Genomic DNA, 16,404 nt, shown 5'->3' with positions numbered 1-16,404 from the left:
GCCCGCCTGACGGAATTGCGCGCTGAAGTGGAGGCCCGGCTGGTTGAGGTGTCCCGCGAGTACCGAGATCTCTCGGCTGACTCCGTCGCGCGCGGCATTACCATCGCCATCTACATGCGCGAGGTGATGCAGATGCAGCGCGGCCTAGAGGCCACCCAACTCGCCTTTGGCAAAGGAGCGGAGGCGATCAAAAGTCACAACAGCGTCGTCACCACGCAGAACAGCGCGATGGAAAAGCAGAACGAGCTGCTCAAGCAGCTGGTTGAAGAGCGCAATGACGCAATTTCCAAGCTCAATGCCCGCACGAGGGAGTTCAACGACCTGGTGGAGAAGTACAACAAGCTGGCGAAGAGCCGGTGATCCGTGCTTGCCATTCCGGCCCGGCTGCGAAAGACTCGCGCCCGCATGAGCCAACCAGCCACTTCTGACATCACCCGTCTTCGCGATCTGTCGCCGCAACAACGCCGTTCCGGACTCGCCGCATGGCTGGGCTGGATGTTTGACGGCCTCGACATGCACCTCTACACGCTGGTCGCGACGGCCTTCGTGGCGCAGCTCATGCTGGTGCCGGAGGACAATCCCACGGTCGGCATGCATGGGTCCATCATCCAGGCCGCGTTCCTGGTCGGCTGGGCGGTCGGCGGGGCGTTCTTTGGCCGCATTGGCGATGTGCTGGGCCGCAGCCGGGCGCTGACGCTCACCATTCTGACCTATGCATGCTTCACGGGCCTGTCGTTCTTTGCGCAGACCTGGTGGCATCTCATGATCTTCCGTTTCCTTGCGGCGCTGGGTATCGGCGGTGAGTGGGCGGTGGGCGCTTCGTTGCTGTCGGAAACGTGGCCGAAGAAATGGCGCCCATGGATTGCCGCCACGCTGCAAAGCGCGGTGAACTGCGGCGTGCTGCTCGCCTGTCTCGCGGGCTACCTGCTCGCAGGTCGGGAGCCGCGCTACATCTTCCTCATCGGCATTCTACCAGCGTTGATCACGCTGTGGATTCGCAAAGCGGTGCCTGAGACCGAGGAGTGGACGCAGGCGCGCGAAGGCCAGCCAGTGCCCAAGATCGGTGATCTCTTCAGCCCCGCCGTGCGCAGTGTGACGTGGCGTGTGATGCTCATCTGCGCCGTGTCTTTGACTGCGCACTGGACCTTCTTGTTCTGGCAGCAGAAGCACGTGCTGAGTCTCGCTGAAGTCGCTTCGCTCGACAAATCCGGTAAGGATGCTGCGGTCGTTACGGCGCTGATGTGGATCATGTTTGGCTCGCTGATTGGCAATTTCATCAACGGCGGTCTGGCGAAGATCTTTGGTTATCGCAATACCATCGTGGGCATGATGCTGGCCTACTTCGCCATCATGTACCTCTCCTTCTCGCAGGTGTGGAGCTGGGAGGCCACGAAATGGCAGTTTGCTATCATTGGTGCCTGTCAGGGAGTGTTTGGCCTCTTCACCATGTGCCTGCCGCCGCTCTTCCCCGTGCTGCTGCGCACCACCGGCTCCGGCTTCTGCTACAACATCGGACGCATCGTCGCTGCAGGTGGCACAGTGTTCTTTGGCATCTTTGTGAAGGTCGGAGACTTCCGCACGGCGCTGCTGTATGCCGGTTTCCTCTTCATCCCCTCCGCCGCTGTGGCGATGCTGCTGCCGTCTGAGCCGGAGCAGGCTGATGGCACGGCGAGTGCGGTGGATTGATCAAGCGTGCTGGTCGTTTCATGCGACCAGCGTGTAAAAGGGGTAGGTCTTCGAAAAGCCTTCCACGGCGCATTCACACACAAGTCGGACTTCCTGCTCCGCCACCATGCGTTTCACGGCGGCTTCGGTGAAGAGGATGTTTTGCTTCTGCACTGCGGCCACTTTTTCCACACGGAAGACGAAGTTCACCTCGGGGCCGTGCAGATTGAGCTCGTTCATCGTCGGCACGGTGCCGAGCATGGCAGCCCCGAAATGCAGAACCAGACGGAAAGGCGGATTTGCGGCCAGCTGTGCTTCATACAGCTTGGACACGGCCTGACGCACTTGGATGGCGCTGTCTTCGGTGTCGTCCCAGTAGCAGAAAAATCCGTCACCCAGATATTTCGACATGTGGCCGCCACATTCGTCGATGATCTGACGGCAGTTCTTGAACCAGCTGCCCGTCATGCGCGGGAACTGCGCACCGGGGAGTGTTTGTGAGAGCAGGGTGGAGCCGATGATGTCTGCCACCATGAGCCAGCACTGCGCCTGGCGGATGTGGATCATCGTCGAGGCCATGACCTGCTGGCCCACCGGATGCATGGCGCTGAGGATCTCGGAGGAAAATTCCAGTTCGTTGCTGGCGACGCGGATGATGTCCCCGTTGTGCAGGCGCACCGACTGTGAAATGCGGCGGCCGTTGACATAGGTGCCGTTCGCGCTGCCGAGATCGACCAGCCAGTATTCGTGCTCACCCTGCGCCTGGATGATGGCGTGGCGGCGGGAGACTTCGCTGTCGGCCACTGGGATGGAATTGTCCGGTGCACGGCCGATGGAGCAGGTGCCGTTCAGATCATGACGCTCCCCATTGGGAAGGCGCAGCCAGGACTGAAGCAGGTTGGTACTCATGGTCAGAATTAACGTGAATTCTGACAAATCATGTCATCCAAGCCAAGAAGCGTTATCAAGAATTATCATCTGGCCTGATCTTGCCCGGGAGAGTTTGGCGGGGAATGTTCATGCATGAACGAAGAGGTCCCGCTTTCACTGCATGCCGTGTTTAACTACGCTGAAGCCGGGCTGTGGTTCACCATCGCTCTCGTGCTGGCCGTTCGACTGCGGATGAAACGACCCTGGCGCTGGCTGCTGCCCGTGGCCTTTGCGTGCTTTGGTGTCTCTGATCTCATCGAGGTGCAAACGGGTGCGTGGTGGGAGCCCTGGTGGCTGTTTGTACTGAAAGCCGCCTGCGCGCTGGTGTTTCTGCTGGCATGGCGCGCGCATCGGCGGCAGGGAAAGCCCCATGGCTGAATCCCCCTTCAAATTTTGCAGCGACTGCGGCAAGGACGACTGGATCTCAAAGAGTGACCGTGAGTTTGTCTGTGTCGCCTGCGGCTTCCGTCATTTCATCACGCCGATTCCCGCAGCCGTGGCCCTGCTTCTTGATGCGCAGGATCGTATTCTCATTATCCGTCGCGCGCATGAACCCGGCTTCGGCCTGCTCGGTCTGCCAGGCGGTGTCATCGAGCCTGAAGAAAGCGGCGAGATGGCTGCTGCGCGTGAAACGCATGAAGAGGTGGGCATTGAACTGCCGGCGAGTGCATTCACCTACCTCTGCACGCTCAACAATCGCTACCTGTTTCAAGGCTACACCTGGCCCACGCTGGATCTCTGCTACATCGCCCGCGTGCCGGACTTCAACAATGTCGTGATGCAGGCTTCGGAGGTATCGGAGTTCCTGATCTGTCCGCTGGATGAAGTGCCGTTGAATGAGTTCGCGTTTGAGTCAAATGCGGAGGCGGTCAGGCGATGGCGGGTGGCGCATCAAACCAGCGGCCGTGCTCCTTGATGAGGTCGATGAGACGCTCGACGGCTTCGCCTTCGGGGATGTTGAACTTCACGGCGGTCTTGCCGACGTAGAGATTGATCTTCTCTGGGGCGCCACCGACGTAGCCGAAGTCGGCGTCGGCCATTTCTCCGGGGCCGTTGACGATGCAGCCCATGACGGCGATGCGCACGCCTTTGAGATGACCCGTGGCGGCGCGGATTTTCTGCGTGGTGGTTTGCAGGTTGAAGAGCGTGCGGCCGCAGCTGGGGCAGGCGACGTAGTCGGTCTTGAAAATGCGGACGCCGGCGGCCTGCAGGATGTTGTAGCTGATGCGCAGGGCCTGGCCTGGCGCTTCTTCGCCATTCACGATCACCGCGTCGCCAATGCCATCGCACAGCAGCGAGCCGATATTCGTGGCGGCAACGAGGAGGTTCTCGGTGAAGTCATCGCTGCCAGCGGCCTGCAGTGTGTCTTTGAGCAGGATCGAATGACGTGGCTGCAATTTGGCGGCGAGCAGGCGATACGCCGCGATGACGGGCAGCTTGAGTCCGTCCTTGATGGTCACGAGCTTTGCCTCGGTGCTTTCGAAGAGACTGGCGATGGCGGCATCGTCACGCGGGTCGATCTCGACCACGCCGCTGTCTTCGATGACGACTTCGGGTTTGTAATCTCCCAGCTTGTCGATCTTGTGAGCGACGGCGTCCCATTTCTTGCGCGTGGTGAAGACGGGGACGGTTTCATGGCCGCCGGCTTTGACGCCTTTGATGGTGAGCACTTCGGTCTCGCGGCGCACGTAGTCGAAGGGATCGTAGCTGACCTGTGGTGCATTGGAGATGTGCTCGAACTGTGCAGGAAGCCCCTCGTTGTAGGGCTTCACGAGCTGCTGTGCCACGGGGATCTCGAAGATGGCGTCTTCGGTCAGTGAGACGCGCACGGTGTCACCGATGCCGTCGGCCAGCAGCGAGCCAATGCCGATGGCGCTCTTGATGCGGCCGTCTTCACCATCGCCCGCTTCGGTGACGCCGAGGTGGATGGGGTAGTTCCAGTCGGAGCCTAGTTGATTGAGATGCGCGACAAGTAGGCGATAGGCCTCGATCATGACCTTCGGATTGCTGGCCTTCATCGAGAAAAGGAAATTGTGGTAGCCCTGCGCACGGGCGATGCGGGCGAACTCGAGGGCGCTCTCGACCATGCCGAGCGGGGTGTCGCCATGGCGGTTCATGATGCGATCGCTCAAAGATCCGTGATTGGTGCCGATCCGCATGGCTCGGCCCAGGCGGATGCAATCCTTCACCAGCGGCACGAACTGCTCCTCCATGTAGGCCACTTCGGCGGCGTACTCGTCATCGGTGTATTCTTTGACGGCAAACTTCTTCTTGTCGGCGTAGTTGCCGGGGTTCACGCGGACCTTTTCGACCCACTTCACCGCTTCCATGGCGGCGTCAGGCTTGAAATGGATGTCGGCCACCAGCGGGACATCACAACCGGCGGCACGGATGCCATCACGGATGTGTTGCAAATTTTCGGCGATGATGCGGGTCTGAGCGGTGACGCGGACGATCTGGCAGCCGGCTTCGGCGAGGCCGAGTGCTTCCTTCACGCAGGCCTCGGCGTCACGTGTGTCACTGGTGAGCATGCTCTGCACCACCACGGGCGCGCCGCCACCGATCTGGACGTTTCCAACCAAAACGGGGCGTGTTTCGCGGCGTTGGTAATTGTAGAGGTCGGGGCAGTAGCGGAGCAGGGGGGAAGACATGGCGGGCGGTTAGAATGCCGGATTGCCGCCACGACGCAAACGGGAAGCCGCTGAGGGTGGTATAGCATTACAAGTTTCTTACATGGGCCTTGCCGATCCAAAGCTGAATGCTACAATTAGATTCAATATGGCAAATATTGTTGTTATTGAAGATCATCCACCTGTGCTGAAGCTTCTTGCCTCCCTTTGTCGGGCTGAAGGGCATGAGGTGATGGCTTTCGACAACGGTCGTGCCGGGCTGGAGGCGATCCGCGAGATGGCTCCAGATTTGGCTCTGGTGGACCGTCGGCTGGGCGAGATCGATGGACTCGACATGATCCGTGATGCGCGTGAGGCTTCGCCCAAGACCCGCTACGTCATGGTTTCCGCCTGCTCGGAGACCCGCGACATTGTGACCGCAGTGCGGCGAGGTGTCTCTGACTATGTGACCAAACCCTTTGAGCCCGAAGAGATCAAGAGTGCCGTGAACCGTGCACTCAACGAGCCTGCCGAACCTCAGCCGATCTCCCGCCAGAAGCTCGTGATCCTCTGTCCGAAGCAGGCGGCCTGATGGCCCAGGCGGGAAAGAGGCGCATAACATTGAACTTTGAAGTTCGCGGCCGTTGGCGCATTGGTACCGCATGGAAAACCTCCGTCGTCTGCTTTTTGCCCTTTCCGTGTTCGTGCTGGCCGCGCTGCTGTTTGCGTGGTGGCGTCACGGGCGGGAGGGCTATGGGGTGCTCAATCTGTTGAAGGGTGAGAAGCCGGGACCCACGGCGCTCACGCCACCGAAAAAGCCCAAAATCGCGCCAGAAGAGGTGCCCATGCTCAGCCGGTTGAATGACGAGTTTTCCAAAATTTCCGCCACCGTGCTGCCCTCCGTGGTCAGTGTCACCACCAAGACGGTGCGCCCCGGAAAGAGTAGCTGGCATTCCTACTATGGCTTCGTCGGCCCGCGTGATCAGGTCGTGCCCAGTCTCGGCTCCGGGGTGATCATCAGCAAAGAGGGGCATGTGGTCACCAATTACCACGTCATCGAAGGCGTACAGGCGGCGGACATCCAGATCACCACGAATGCCAATAAAAGTTATCCGACGCTCATTCTGGGATTCAACAAAGAGCGGGACATCGCCCTGCTGAAAATCGACAGTCCGCGTCTCGATTTTCCTGCTTTGAGTTTTGCCAATTCAGATGATGCCCGGGTGGGGCAGATCGTGCTTGCCGTGGGCAATCCTTTCGGTCTCAGCGGCACGGTGACTCAGGGCATCATCAGTGCGCGTGACCGCCATCTCAGCGACAGTCAGTTTGACTACCTGCAAACAGACACCGTGATCAATCCCGGCAACTCCGGGGGGCCGCTGGTGAATATTCGCGGCGAGATTCTTGGCATCAACGTCGCCATTTATCGTGGGGATGCGAGCGTGAGCGCCTGGCAGGGGGTGGGACTCGCCGTTCCATCCAATGAAGCCAAAATGGTGGTGGACGACATTCAGGCCAAGCTCAAGGAAAGTGCGAAGCAGGCGAATGGTGTGACCAGCTCAACAGGCAAGGGCTACCTCGGCCTCGAAGTCAGCAGCGAACCGGTGGAGATCGACCCCGTGTGGGGCACCTCACGTCGCGGTGCGCTGGTGACGGACATCGGAAACAAATCACCTGCGGCTGAAGCGGGGCTGCGCCAGGGAGATGTGGTGACGAAGTTTCAAGGCATGGCCTTCCGCTCTCCGGCAGATTTGCTGCAGATCATCCGCACCCAGCCCCCCGGCAGCGAGGTGAAGCTCGAAGTCATCCGCAACAACAAGATGGGCGATATCATTGCCCGGCTTGGAGCCAGGCCGGAAGCGGAGCCGTAGTCTCGGAAGAAGCGCTTTTGCCTCAGCGCGGTTTCAGCACCAACCGCTGCTTGCTGCGGTTGGTGACGATGCGAAGTTCATCTTGGTGAAACTGCAGGTCGATGCTGCCTGTGCTCCAAGTGTCCAGCAGCGGAATGTTTTGTGCTTTGGCCCGTTGAACCAGTGGATCGGGAAGGGCTGTTTCGACGGCACACGCATCACTCCCGCAGAGAATGATCTGCGGCCGGGCCTTGAGAAGGAATTCAGCGCTCGTGGAGAGATCCACTTCATGCTGACTGCGGATTAGCACATCGCAGTGCAAATCCTCAGAGCTGGAGCAGAGAGCTTTTTCAGCGTGCCAGCCGGTGTCGCTCAGCCATAGCACGCGCCAGGGGCCGAGCTGAACCATCAGCACCATGGCACGATCATCTGCTCGGTCGTTTTGCACCTGCTGCGTTGGGTACAGCACCCGGGCTTCAATCTGGAAATCCTTGGCGTCGGAGAGAGTGACTCGTTCATCGACATGCAGTTTGCGCAGCGATGGCGGGTGGGGTTCATCGAGCAGGCGTCGCAGTGCGGAGCGTGTGGAGTCACGCCGCCCCGGCTCCTGGGTGCTGCAAAACAGCATGGGCGCATCAAACGTCGTGATGACCTGCCCGACGGAACCGATGTGGTCGGCGTCGTTATGACTCAGGAACACGCCCGCGAGAGCATCCACGCCGTTGGAATGCAGATACGGACGCAGCACGCGGCGGAAACTGGCTTCACTGCCGGTATCAAACAGCCAGTGGATCTTGCCGATGCGCAGATGATTCGCCGCGCCACCATGGGGAAGTTCCAGCATGTGCCAGACGGCGGGGGCAGGGGTGAGCGACGTGCCGGGTTGAAAATGAAAATTCGCACCGGGGAGTCCGGCAAACCACATGGCACTGGCGATCATCGCCTTCGCCAGCGCCCAATTGACGTTGTTGAAGATGATTTGAGCGCCCGTCAAATGCAGCGCGGCTGCGCTGAGACTCAAGCAGGTGGCACCTAGACACAGGGACGACAGCGGAACGAGCACGCAATTGGCAATCACCGCCACCGGAGTGATCGATTGAAAATGCCCGAGGATGAACGGCAGACTGCCGATCCATGCGGCAAAAGATACACTCAAAGTGGTCGCGAACCACAGGCGGCATTGGCTCCAGGTGCGCTGCCGCCAGCTGGCGAGCTGCGGTGGCAAAAAGGGATCGATCCGGGTGAATGGCAGCAGTCTTTTCAGCAGGGGCGCGGAGCCAATGGTGCTTAGCCACAACACACCGAAGGACAGTTGAAACCCCGGCATGAAAAGCTGATGAGAATCCGTGGCCAGCAGCAACAGAGCTGCGGCGCCGAGGCTGTTTTGCAGGGACGATTCGCGATCCATCAGCGCGGCGCTCATGTAAATGGCCACCATGAATGCCGCCCGTGCCGCCGAAGGCCGCCAGCCGGTGACGAACGCATAGGCAAACACGATAAAAATCACCAACCACAGCGACAAGCCGCGTGGTGTTCCGATCTGCCGCAACAGCGCCAGCACGATGACTCCGAGGAGGCCCACATGCAGACCGCTGACTGCAAACACATGCAGTGTGCCGCTGTTGCGAAACGCATCTTCGATTTCATCATCCGCCTCGGCAGACACTCCCAGGGCCATGGCGCGGAGCACGGCGACGGTTTGTGGGTCTTCTTCGAGATCCTGGACGAGTTGCCTGCTGATCCAGCGCCTGCAATCTTCCGCACGCTCCAAAAAGGCGCACCACCATTCCTCACCACTGCCGCTGAGGCGCTGCATGTGGTCGATGTCAAAACGGGCCACGCGACCCATGCGCAGGGAGTACACCTGCGGATCAAAGGTGCCTGGATTGGATGCGGTGCGCGGCAGGTAAATGCTGCCACGGAGTTCAAACACGCCAGCCCCTGGAAAACGCACGCCTTTGGGCAGCCGCACCAGCAGCGTGGTGGTTTGTTCAGTCACGTTCCCTGCTGCTGGAATCTCGATCTTCTGCGTGGTGCAGAGTGCATGGGTGCGCTCGTCCAGCGAGGTGTCGAATTCCGGCAGCAGGCTGCCGCGAATCGTCGCTGGCACCGGCTTGTCCTGCTGCTGGAGTTCCAGGCGCAGCGGATGACGGAATGTTTCGTCTGTGCGTGCTGCATGGATGAAGGCGAAGACCAGCGTGGCACCTGGAATCAGCAGCCATGCGCGCCCGCTGAAGAGCGCCACACCAAGCAGTGTCGTGGTGACCGGAAGAAACCACCCGCCGTGCGCGGGCAGCCACCCCATTTCAGCGGCAATGATGCCACTGACGGCCGCAAGCGCCAGTGTCAGCAGCGGATTGGCCCGGGTCCAAAGCTGGAGCTTCTCGAGCATCGGCTGCTGGTGTTGAAACGATCAGGCCTTCTATGCGCTGGCGGCTCCCGCCTTGGAACGCTGCTCCATCAGCAGCTTGAACTGCATTTGTTCGAGTTCGCTGATGCGGTGGTGCGCATTGGCGCTGTGGCGGGTGTTCGGGAAGTTTCCAATGATTTGCTCAAGCATGTCGCGCGCTGCTTCAAAATCATGCCGGTGTGTCAGATGCACGTCAGCAATGCGAAACATGATGAAGGCGGCATCATCGACCGGCCAGTCCTTGCTCTGCAGATGCTCTTCCAGTACTTTCAATGCCGTCTGCGGATCCCGCAGACGCTCGGCATGAATCTTGGCGATTTCAGCCACAGGGAAGGGATCGTCCGGCTTCTCTTCGAGCATTTTTTCATAGTGCTCGATCGCTCCCGGATAGTCGCCTTGGGCGATGCGGGCTGCAGCTTTGGTCATCTGATCCTGCTCCACCTTCTCGCCGGAAGAAAACACAGCCTCTCCCATCAGATCTCCCAGCCAGGGGATGAAATACTTCACGGCCAGGAGTCCGCCTGACAGCCCCAGCAAAATCACAAAGACGAGCTTGATGCCGTCTCCGGCATCTTTCACGAAGCTCCAAATCAAAGCGATGAAGAGCAGTACGAGGGTGATGACGCAGATGCGGATGACAAGTGCAGTGTTCATTTTCGGGATGTAAGACGAGGCTATCAAAACGCCTGTCTGCCGCCAAGCACGAAATTGGCGGCCCTCCCGGTCAGCCTCCTCCCAGGGCACGATACAGGTTGGCCTGAACCTGAAACTGACGCTTGGTCACACCGATCAGCTGCAGCCGCGCCTTCAGGGCATTTTGCTGCGCATTGAGCACCTCGATGTAGGTGGCCCGCCGCGTGCGAAACAGGTCTGCTGCGGTGCCGACGGACTCGATCAGCAGGTGCACCTCCTTGGTCTTCAAAGCCTGGAGATCCTTTAAAATACGGATGAAGGCGAGCTGGTTGTGCACCTCCACGTAGCCGTTCACGATGGACTGCTGATAGGTGTTGAGCGCTTCCAATTGGGAGGCGTTGGCATGATCAAACTCGGCTTGGATCGCCTTGCGGTTGATCAACGGGGCCACCAGTCCGCCCAGTGCCGAGTAGGTGGCGGAATGGATGTTGAGCAAAACGTTGCTTTGGAAAGCCTGCAATCCCAGCACACCATTGATGGACACCGAAGGCAGGAAGGCAGCCTTGGCCGCCTTCACATCGGCTTTAGTCGCCGCCAGTTCGAATTCCGCCCGGCGGATGTCAGGCCGGTTTTTGAGCATGTCAGCCGGCACACTCGAAGACAAATGCGGCAGCATTGAGTTCATCAGGGAAGCCCGGTTGCGTGCGATGGGCCGCTGCGGATCGCCCAGCAGGGTGCAGATGATGCCTTCCTGCTCCACGATGCGCTGCTGCGTATCCAGACGCATGCCCTGAAGGTTGAACAACAGCGCCTCGAACTGCTGCACGGCCAGTTCATTGGCGGATCCCGCCTGTTTTTGGGTCTGCACCGTCTCCAGCGCATCACGCTGGATTTTGATGGTCTCATCGATGTTGGTGATCTCAGCATCCAGCGCCAGCAGTTCGTAGTAGGCGGTGGCCATGTCGGCGATCAAATGGGTCTGCACCAAATTCCTTCCTTCCACGCTGGCGAGCAGGCGTGAGGTGGCGGAGGCTTTTTTGCTCCGCAGTTTTCCCCAGAGATCAATTTCCCAGCTCGTCTGCAAACCGACCGTGTAGTCCTGGACATCCCGCGGGACGATGCGCCCGTCATAGATGGGCGTGGTGCTGTTGCCGGCACCGTCCATGGTGTAGAGGCCAAAACGTTGTATGCCCGCACCAGCCACGCCCGAGACCTTGGGGGCCAGCATACCGCGTGCGGCGGTGATTTGAGCCTTCGCCATCTCGATGCGCTGGAGCGCGATTTTGAGATCGCGGTTGTTGTTCAGCGCCTGCTCGGTGAGGGCCTGCAATTTGGGGTCGGTGAAGTGTTTTTTCCACTGGCTGACTCCGGTGAATGAGGCGGTTTTTTCCGGTGCCTGCTCCGTTTTTTTGCCGTGGCGGCGCAGATCTTCACAGCTGGTGAAAAACAGCGTCATGAACGAAAGGCAGGCGCTCAGGAATGGCCAGTTCAGATGCAGGGTCTCACGCATGTTCCGGTTCCTTGGATGGTTTGGGGGTTGAAGTGAAGGAGGCAAAAATGACGTAGAGCCCCGGAATGATCAGCATGCCAAACACGGTGCCGAAGATCATGCCGCCCACCGCCGAAGCACCGATGGTCCTGTTGCCGGCCGCACCCACTCCGGATGCCGACATGAGCGGGCTCAATCCGGCGACAAAAGCAAGTGATGTCATCAGAATGGGGCGCAGGCGTGAAGTGGCACTCTCAACAGCCGCCTGCAGCGGGGTGAGGCCTTCGCGCTGCCGCTGGATGGCAAACTCCACCACCAGAATCGCATTTTTCCCCAGCAGGCCGATCAGCATGATCATGGACACCTGCGCATAGATGTTGTTTTCAAGACCCATCCACAGCAGAAAGACAAACGCTCCTAGCAAACCCGTGGGCAGTGAAAGGATGACGGGCATGGGCAGCAGGAAGCTTTCATACTGCGCGGCGAGCAACAGATACACAAACGCGAGGCAGATGATGAGGACAACCACCGCCTGATTCCCCGCGAGAATCTGATCCCGCGTGATGCCCGCCCAGTCGATGCCAAAGCCCTTCGGCAGCTTTTCCTTGGCTGTTTCCTGGATGGCTTTGATCGCCGCGCCACTGCTGACTCCGATGGCGGGCTCGCCATTGATCTCCGCCGAAGTGAACATGTTGTGGCGGGTCACCTGATCCACCCCATAGACTTTTTCCAACTTCACAAAGGTGTCCAGCTGCACCATCTCCCCGGTTTCATTTTTGACATGCAGTTTCAGAATGTCCTCCGGTCGTGCGCGGTACTCCGGCAGCGCCTGTACCATGACCTTGTACAACTGCCCGAAGCGGATGAAATTGGTCGCATACTTGCCGCCCAGCATGGTCTGCAGGGCGCTCATCACATTGTTGGCGGTGACTCCTTTTTGCGCTGCAATGTCGCTGTCCACATGCACGAGATATTGCGGGAAGCTGGCGTCGAAACTGGTGAAGGCATTTGCGATCTCAGGACGCGCCTGCAAATCGTCGAGGAACTTGTCGGTCACGATTTCCATGTTTTTGAAATCGCTCGTTCCGGTGCGGTCCAGCAGGCGCAGCTCAAAGCCGCTCGCATTGCCGTAGCCAGGCACGGCGGGCGGTGAGAACAGCTCGATCTCGGCATCCTTGATGTGCCGGGTTTTACGGAGGAGTTCATCCATCACCTCCTTGACCGATTCCTTGCGCACGTGCCACTCGGTCAGATTGATCAGGCAGGCGCCATAAGTCGGGCCGCTGGCGTCGGTGATGATGTTGGTGCCAGACAGCGTTGAGATCGAAGCGATGGCAGGGATGCCTTCGCAGCAATGCTGGATCTCATCGACCACTGCTTTGGTGCGCTCCAGCGTGGAACCTGCCGGAGTGGTGATGCCGACGTAAAACCCGCCTTGGTCTTCATTCGGAATAAAGCCAGACGGCAGCCTGCCGCCTGTGAGCACCATGAGGACGCAGAACCCCGCAAGGATGAGCCAGCTCACCGTGCGCCTGCTGGCCAGCGCTGAGATCCACCGATTGTAAACGCTCGAAACTTTGTCGTAGCTCTTGTTGAAGACGCCAAAGAAGCGATTCAGCAGACTCTTGCTCTTCGGCGCGTGATGCGTGTTTTTTAACATCAACGCGCACAGTGCGGGTGTCAGCGTGAGGGCGACCAAGCCTGAGAGCACGATCGCAATCGCCATGGTGAGGGAGAACTGCTGGTAGAAAATACCCGAGGGGCCGGACATGAAGGAGGCAGGCACAAAGACGGCGGCCATCACCAGTGTGATCGCGATGATGGCACCGCCGATCTCTCCCATCGCTTCTTCCGTGGCCTGGCGCGGCCCTGCACCCGTGCTTTCCATCTTGGCATGTACCGCCTCCACCACCACGATGGCACCATCCACCACGATGCCGATCGCCAGCACCAGAGCCAGCAGCGTGATCAGGTTCAGCGAGAAGCCCAACAACTGCATGAAGAAGAAGGTGCCGACCAGTGACACCGGCACGGCAATGACCGGGATCAAAGTGGAGCGCCAGTCCTGCAGGAAAATAAACGTCACTACTGACACCAGCAGGAAGGCCTCCGCCAGCGTCCGCATCACCTCATGCAGCGAGGCGTCAAGAAAGCGCGACACATCATAGCTGATCTCATAGTCCATGCCCTTGAGGAACGCGGCCTCTTTGATCTCAGCCATGCGCTGCTTGATGCTGGCGATGACTTCGTTGGCGTTGGAGCCGGGCAGCTGCTTCAGCAGCAGCGCCGCCGTGGGCCTGCCATTGAACCGGGTCTCCACATCGAAGTAAAGGGTGCTGAATTCGACCTGGGCGATGTCCTTGATGCGCAGCACCTGCCCCTCGTCATTCGAGCGGATGGGGATCTTTTCATAATCTTCCTGGTTCCGGTATTTGCCTGCATAACGTACGACATACTGCAGGTGTGGCTCGGTCTTGTCCGAGCTTTCCCCCACCTTGCCAGGCGCGGCCTCCACATTCTGCTCTTTCAAGGCGAGCAGTACGTCCTCCGTCGAGATGTTGTAGGCCAGCATTTTGTCCGGTTTGAGCCAGATTCGCATGGCGTATTCCTTGACGCCGATGATCCTCGCAAAGCCCACACCCTCGATCCGCTTCAGTTCGGTGAGAATGTTGATGTCGGCGAAGTTGTACAGAAACATCTCATCGAGTTCAGTATTGGTGCTGGTGACATCGAGGTACATCAGCATGGCCTTCTCCTCCTTGGCGATCTGGACCCCGGCCTTGATGACTTCCTCGGGCAGCTCGCCCATCATCTTGTTCACCCGGTTTTGCACATCCACCGCCGCCACGTCCGGGTCGGTACCCGCCTCAAAGACGATCGAAATGACGCCGACGCCATCGTTGGCCGCCCGCGAGGACATGTACTTCATGCCGGGCACTCCGTTGATCGACCGCTCCAGCGGGACGATGGCGGCCTTCGTCAGCGTCTCGGCATTGGCACCGATATACTCCACTGTCACATTGACCTCCGGTGGAGCGATGCTCGGAAATTGGGTGATGGGCAGTTGGAACAATGCCAGCAGACCCAGGAAGGTGATGATGATGGAAATGACCATCGACAACACTGGTCTGCGGATAAACTCTTTGATCATTCAGTCGTTCTTTTCATCGGTTTGGTGCATGGAGTTAGAGACCGGTGGCCGAAAATCTTTTCGGCACCCTTCCATGCTCGTTGGTTCACAAGCTGCCAGCTTTGAGTGGCGTCAGAACGGAGCGACCTCCGCCAGGGCTTTGAAGTCAGGTGCTATCAAATCGCCTTCCTTCACCACCTGAATTCCCTCAAAGATGATGCGGTCTGTTGGCAGCAGTCCGGAGTCGACCACATAGTGGTTCGGCAGACGCAGCTTTGTGTCGATGCTTCTCAGCTGGATGGTGTTGTCGGCATTGAGCATGTACACGCAGGTTTTATGCTGAACTTCGAAGGTGCATTTCTGAGGTATCACCAGTGCGTTCTTCAACTGTGACTGGACCATCACCTTGCCGCTGGAGCCATGCTTGAGGAGGCGCTCGGGGTTGGGAAAGCTGGCACGGAAGGCAATGTTTCCGGTGCTTTTGGAGATCACGCTTTCCCAAGTTTCGATCCTGCCTTTGTGCGGATGGATCTCCCCATTAGCGAGTTCCAGCACTACGCTGCCCTGCACGCCCAGATCCTTTCGTCTGGCCAGCTCCAGATACTCACGCTCAGACACATTGAAATAAGCGTAGACGTCGCCGTCATTAGAAATGGAGGTCAGCAGATCACCCTCAGAAACGAGGCTCCCGGCCTTGGTTCGGATGCGGTTGATGATGCCATCAAACGGTGCGCGCACTTCGGCATAGCTGAGCTTGCGCTCGGCATCGGCCACCGTGGTGCGTGTCTCGTCCACTTTGGCCATGGCGGAGTCCAGTCTCGCCTGGGCCATCTCCCATTCCGAGGTGGAGATGATTTTTTTCTCCAGCAGGAGCTGATTGTTTTGCAGGTCGATTTCCGCCATCTTGGCCTCAGCCATGGCGGATTTGAGTCTGGCATTGGACCGCTTCAATTCCTCCTGGTACTCATGGCTGCTGATGGTGAAGAGCAGCTGACCCGCAGTGACCCGCTGGCCTTCATCCACTGGAATTTTTTCCAGATGTCCGTTCACCCGCGCACGCAGCTCAATGAAATTGGAGTTCTGAATGCTCGCGACGTACTCCTGCCCGTGCGGCACATCCATCACCACGGCAGAGGTGACCGGGTAAGTTTTGCTGGTTTCGTGATTGTCGGCAATGGGAGTCTTGCTGCAGCAAGTCATGAACGAAAGAAGCGACAGGCAGATGACGGCTTTCGATCCGGCACATTTTTCAATAACGTATTCGCAGGGGATCATGAAATCTATGCATGAGCATTAGCTGTGCCATTTCTCAGAATGGTCCGCTCGACTATCACGTGCAGTACGCTTTTTCAGACCCCTGTGCGGGTTATTTTGCGTTCCTTGATGCCGGACATCTATGGTGCCCTCTTTTATCTAAAACTCACAGTGCCAATATGTTGTTCGGTATAAGAGAGAAAAGGTCCGTCTCTTGCGAATACGGGGGCAAAGAGTGGCATGATCTTGATACGTCCTAGGTGTGGCGCTGTGTGCTACTGGTGGTTACGGCAGTCCGCCACAGTGACAAGCCTCGCTTTCCAGAGGACAGTGTATTTTCGCCGCTCTCGGGGTCACTCGCCTCGCAGATCCAGGCAAATCACCCGCGGCCCGGATTTCCGCAGCAGGTCCTGCGACTGCTGGCGAACATAGAT

At 58.8% G+C, this 16,404-nt stretch carries 13 protein-coding genes; 6 read left to right on the top strand and 7 right to left on the bottom strand.

From position 1 onward, the window contains the following. A partial coding sequence (locus ACIREA_RS10875; RefSeq protein ID WP_397382295.1) for a hypothetical protein occupies positions 1-360 on the top strand: 360 nt, incomplete at its 5' end. A 45-nt stretch (positions 361-405) separates the two neighbouring features. Further along, a complete protein-coding gene (locus ACIREA_RS10870; protein WP_397382294.1) occupies positions 406-1,686 on the top strand; it encodes an MFS transporter in 1,281 nt (426 codons plus the stop codon). An 18-nt stretch (positions 1,687-1,704) separates the two neighbouring features. On the opposite strand, the gene ACIREA_RS10865 is transcribed toward ACIREA_RS10870, so the two are convergent. Next, a complete protein-coding gene (locus ACIREA_RS10865) occupies positions 1,705-2,574 on the bottom strand; it encodes an FHA domain-containing protein (protein WP_397382293.1) in 870 nt (289 codons plus the stop codon). Between the two features lie 114 nt (positions 2,575-2,688). Here ACIREA_RS10865 and ACIREA_RS10860 point away from each other — a divergent pair, with 114 nt between their 5' ends. Both ACIREA_RS10860 and ACIREA_RS10855 read left to right on the top strand, forming a co-directional pair. Then, positions 2,689-2,973, top strand: coding sequence for a hypothetical protein (locus ACIREA_RS10860; protein WP_397382292.1), 285 nt, complete (start codon positions 2,689-2,691; stop codon positions 2,971-2,973). After that, a complete protein-coding gene (locus tag ACIREA_RS10855) occupies positions 2,966-3,511 on the top strand; it encodes an NUDIX domain-containing protein (RefSeq protein ID WP_397382291.1) in 546 nt (181 codons plus the stop codon). Before ACIREA_RS10860 ends, ACIREA_RS10855 begins: the two co-directional genes overlap by 8 nt. On the opposite strand, the gene ispG is transcribed toward ACIREA_RS10855, so the two are convergent. Further along, entirely contained in the window at positions 3,465-5,246 is a 1,782-nt protein-coding gene (gene ispG, locus ACIREA_RS10850) for a (E)-4-hydroxy-3-methylbut-2-enyl-diphosphate synthase (protein WP_397382290.1), read from the bottom strand. The genes ACIREA_RS10855 and ispG overlap by 47 nt on opposite strands. Before the next feature lie 82 nt (positions 5,247-5,328). On the opposite strand from ispG, the gene ACIREA_RS10845 reads away from it, so the two are divergent. Both ACIREA_RS10845 and ACIREA_RS10840 read left to right on the top strand, forming a co-directional pair. Beyond that, on the top strand, positions 5,329-5,796 hold the full coding sequence (locus ACIREA_RS10845; RefSeq protein WP_397382289.1) for a response regulator: 468 nt from the start codon (positions 5,329-5,331) through the stop codon (positions 5,794-5,796). A 70-nt stretch (positions 5,797-5,866) separates the two neighbouring features. Beyond that, positions 5,867-7,075: a S1C family serine protease gene (locus tag ACIREA_RS10840; protein ID WP_397382288.1), complete on the top strand. Its 1,209-nt coding sequence runs from the start codon at positions 5,867-5,869 to the stop codon at positions 7,073-7,075. A gap of 22 nt (positions 7,076-7,097) precedes the next feature. Here ACIREA_RS10840 and ACIREA_RS10835 read toward each other — a convergent pair whose 3' ends face one another. The 5 genes from ACIREA_RS10835 to ACIREA_RS10815 all read right to left on the bottom strand — a co-directional run bounded on the left by ACIREA_RS10835 (position 7,098) and on the right by ACIREA_RS10815 (position 15,916). Then, on the bottom strand, positions 7,098-9,446 hold the full coding sequence (locus tag ACIREA_RS10835; protein WP_397382287.1) for a ComEC/Rec2 family competence protein: 2,349 nt from the start codon (positions 9,444-9,446) through the stop codon (positions 7,098-7,100). A 30-nt stretch (positions 9,447-9,476) separates the two neighbouring features. After that, entirely contained in the window at positions 9,477-10,118 is a 642-nt protein-coding gene (locus ACIREA_RS10830; RefSeq protein ID WP_397382286.1) for a tol-pal system YbgF family protein, read from the bottom strand. Positions 10,119-10,188: 70 nt separating this feature from the next. Next, on the bottom strand, positions 10,189-11,607 hold the full coding sequence (locus tag ACIREA_RS10825; protein ID WP_397382285.1) for an efflux transporter outer membrane subunit: 1,419 nt from the start codon (positions 11,605-11,607) through the stop codon (positions 10,189-10,191). Continuing rightward, positions 11,600-14,737, bottom strand: a complete 3,138-nt coding sequence (locus ACIREA_RS10820) for an efflux RND transporter permease subunit (protein WP_397382284.1) — start codon at positions 14,735-14,737, stop codon at positions 11,600-11,602. The genes ACIREA_RS10825 and ACIREA_RS10820 overlap by 8 nt, the downstream gene beginning before the upstream one ends. 111 nt (positions 14,738-14,848) lie before the next feature. Next, the gene (locus ACIREA_RS10815; protein ID WP_397382283.1) at positions 14,849-15,916 is read right to left on the bottom strand and encodes an efflux RND transporter periplasmic adaptor subunit; all 1,068 of its coding nucleotides are present in this window, start codon (positions 15,914-15,916) and stop codon (positions 14,849-14,851) included. Positions 15,917-16,404: the final 488 nt, after the last annotated feature.

It is taken from the genome of Prosthecobacter sp., assembly GCF_044373815.1.
Classification (GTDB): domain Bacteria; phylum Verrucomicrobiota; class Verrucomicrobiia; order Verrucomicrobiales; family Verrucomicrobiaceae; genus Prosthecobacter.
The sequence above is the reverse complement of the archived record's forward strand: the minus strand, read 5'-3'. Positions and strand labels throughout refer to the sequence as shown.

Excerpts from the sequence above, each read along its gene's own strand:
- ACIREA_RS10830 (WP_397382286.1), bottom strand. The coding sequence starts at position 10,118 with ATGAACACTGCACTTGTCATCCGCATCTGCGTCATCACCCTCGTACTG.
- ACIREA_RS10840 (WP_397382288.1), top strand. The coding sequence starts at position 5,867 with ATGGAAAACCTCCGTCGTCTGCTTTTTGCCCTTTCCGTGTTCGTGCTG.
- ACIREA_RS10825 (WP_397382285.1), bottom strand. The coding sequence starts at position 11,607 with ATGCGTGAGACCCTGCATCTGAACTGGCCATTCCTGAGCGCCTGCCTT.
- ACIREA_RS10820 (WP_397382284.1), bottom strand. The coding sequence starts at position 14,737 with ATGATCAAAGAGTTTATCCGCAGACCAGTGTTGTCGATGGTCATTTCC.
- ACIREA_RS10855 (WP_397382291.1), top strand. The coding sequence starts at position 2,966 with ATGGCTGAATCCCCCTTCAAATTTTGCAGCGACTGCGGCAAGGACGAC.
- ACIREA_RS10835 (WP_397382287.1), bottom strand. The coding sequence starts at position 9,446 with ATGCTCGAGAAGCTCCAGCTTTGGACCCGGGCCAATCCGCTGCTGACA.
- ACIREA_RS10865 (WP_397382293.1), bottom strand. The coding sequence starts at position 2,574 with ATGAGTACCAACCTGCTTCAGTCCTGGCTGCGCCTTCCCAATGGGGAG.
- ACIREA_RS10815 (WP_397382283.1), bottom strand. The coding sequence starts at position 15,916 with ATGACTTGCTGCAGCAAGACTCCCATTGCCGACAATCACGAAACCAGC.
- ACIREA_RS10860 (WP_397382292.1), top strand. The coding sequence starts at position 2,689 with ATGAACGAAGAGGTCCCGCTTTCACTGCATGCCGTGTTTAACTACGCT.
- ACIREA_RS10870 (WP_397382294.1), top strand. The coding sequence starts at position 406 with ATGAGCCAACCAGCCACTTCTGACATCACCCGTCTTCGCGATCTGTCG.
- ACIREA_RS10845 (WP_397382289.1), top strand. The coding sequence starts at position 5,329 with ATGGGCCTTGCCGATCCAAAGCTGAATGCTACAATTAGATTCAATATG.
- ispG (WP_397382290.1), bottom strand. The coding sequence starts at position 5,246 with ATGTCTTCCCCCCTGCTCCGCTACTGCCCCGACCTCTACAATTACCAA.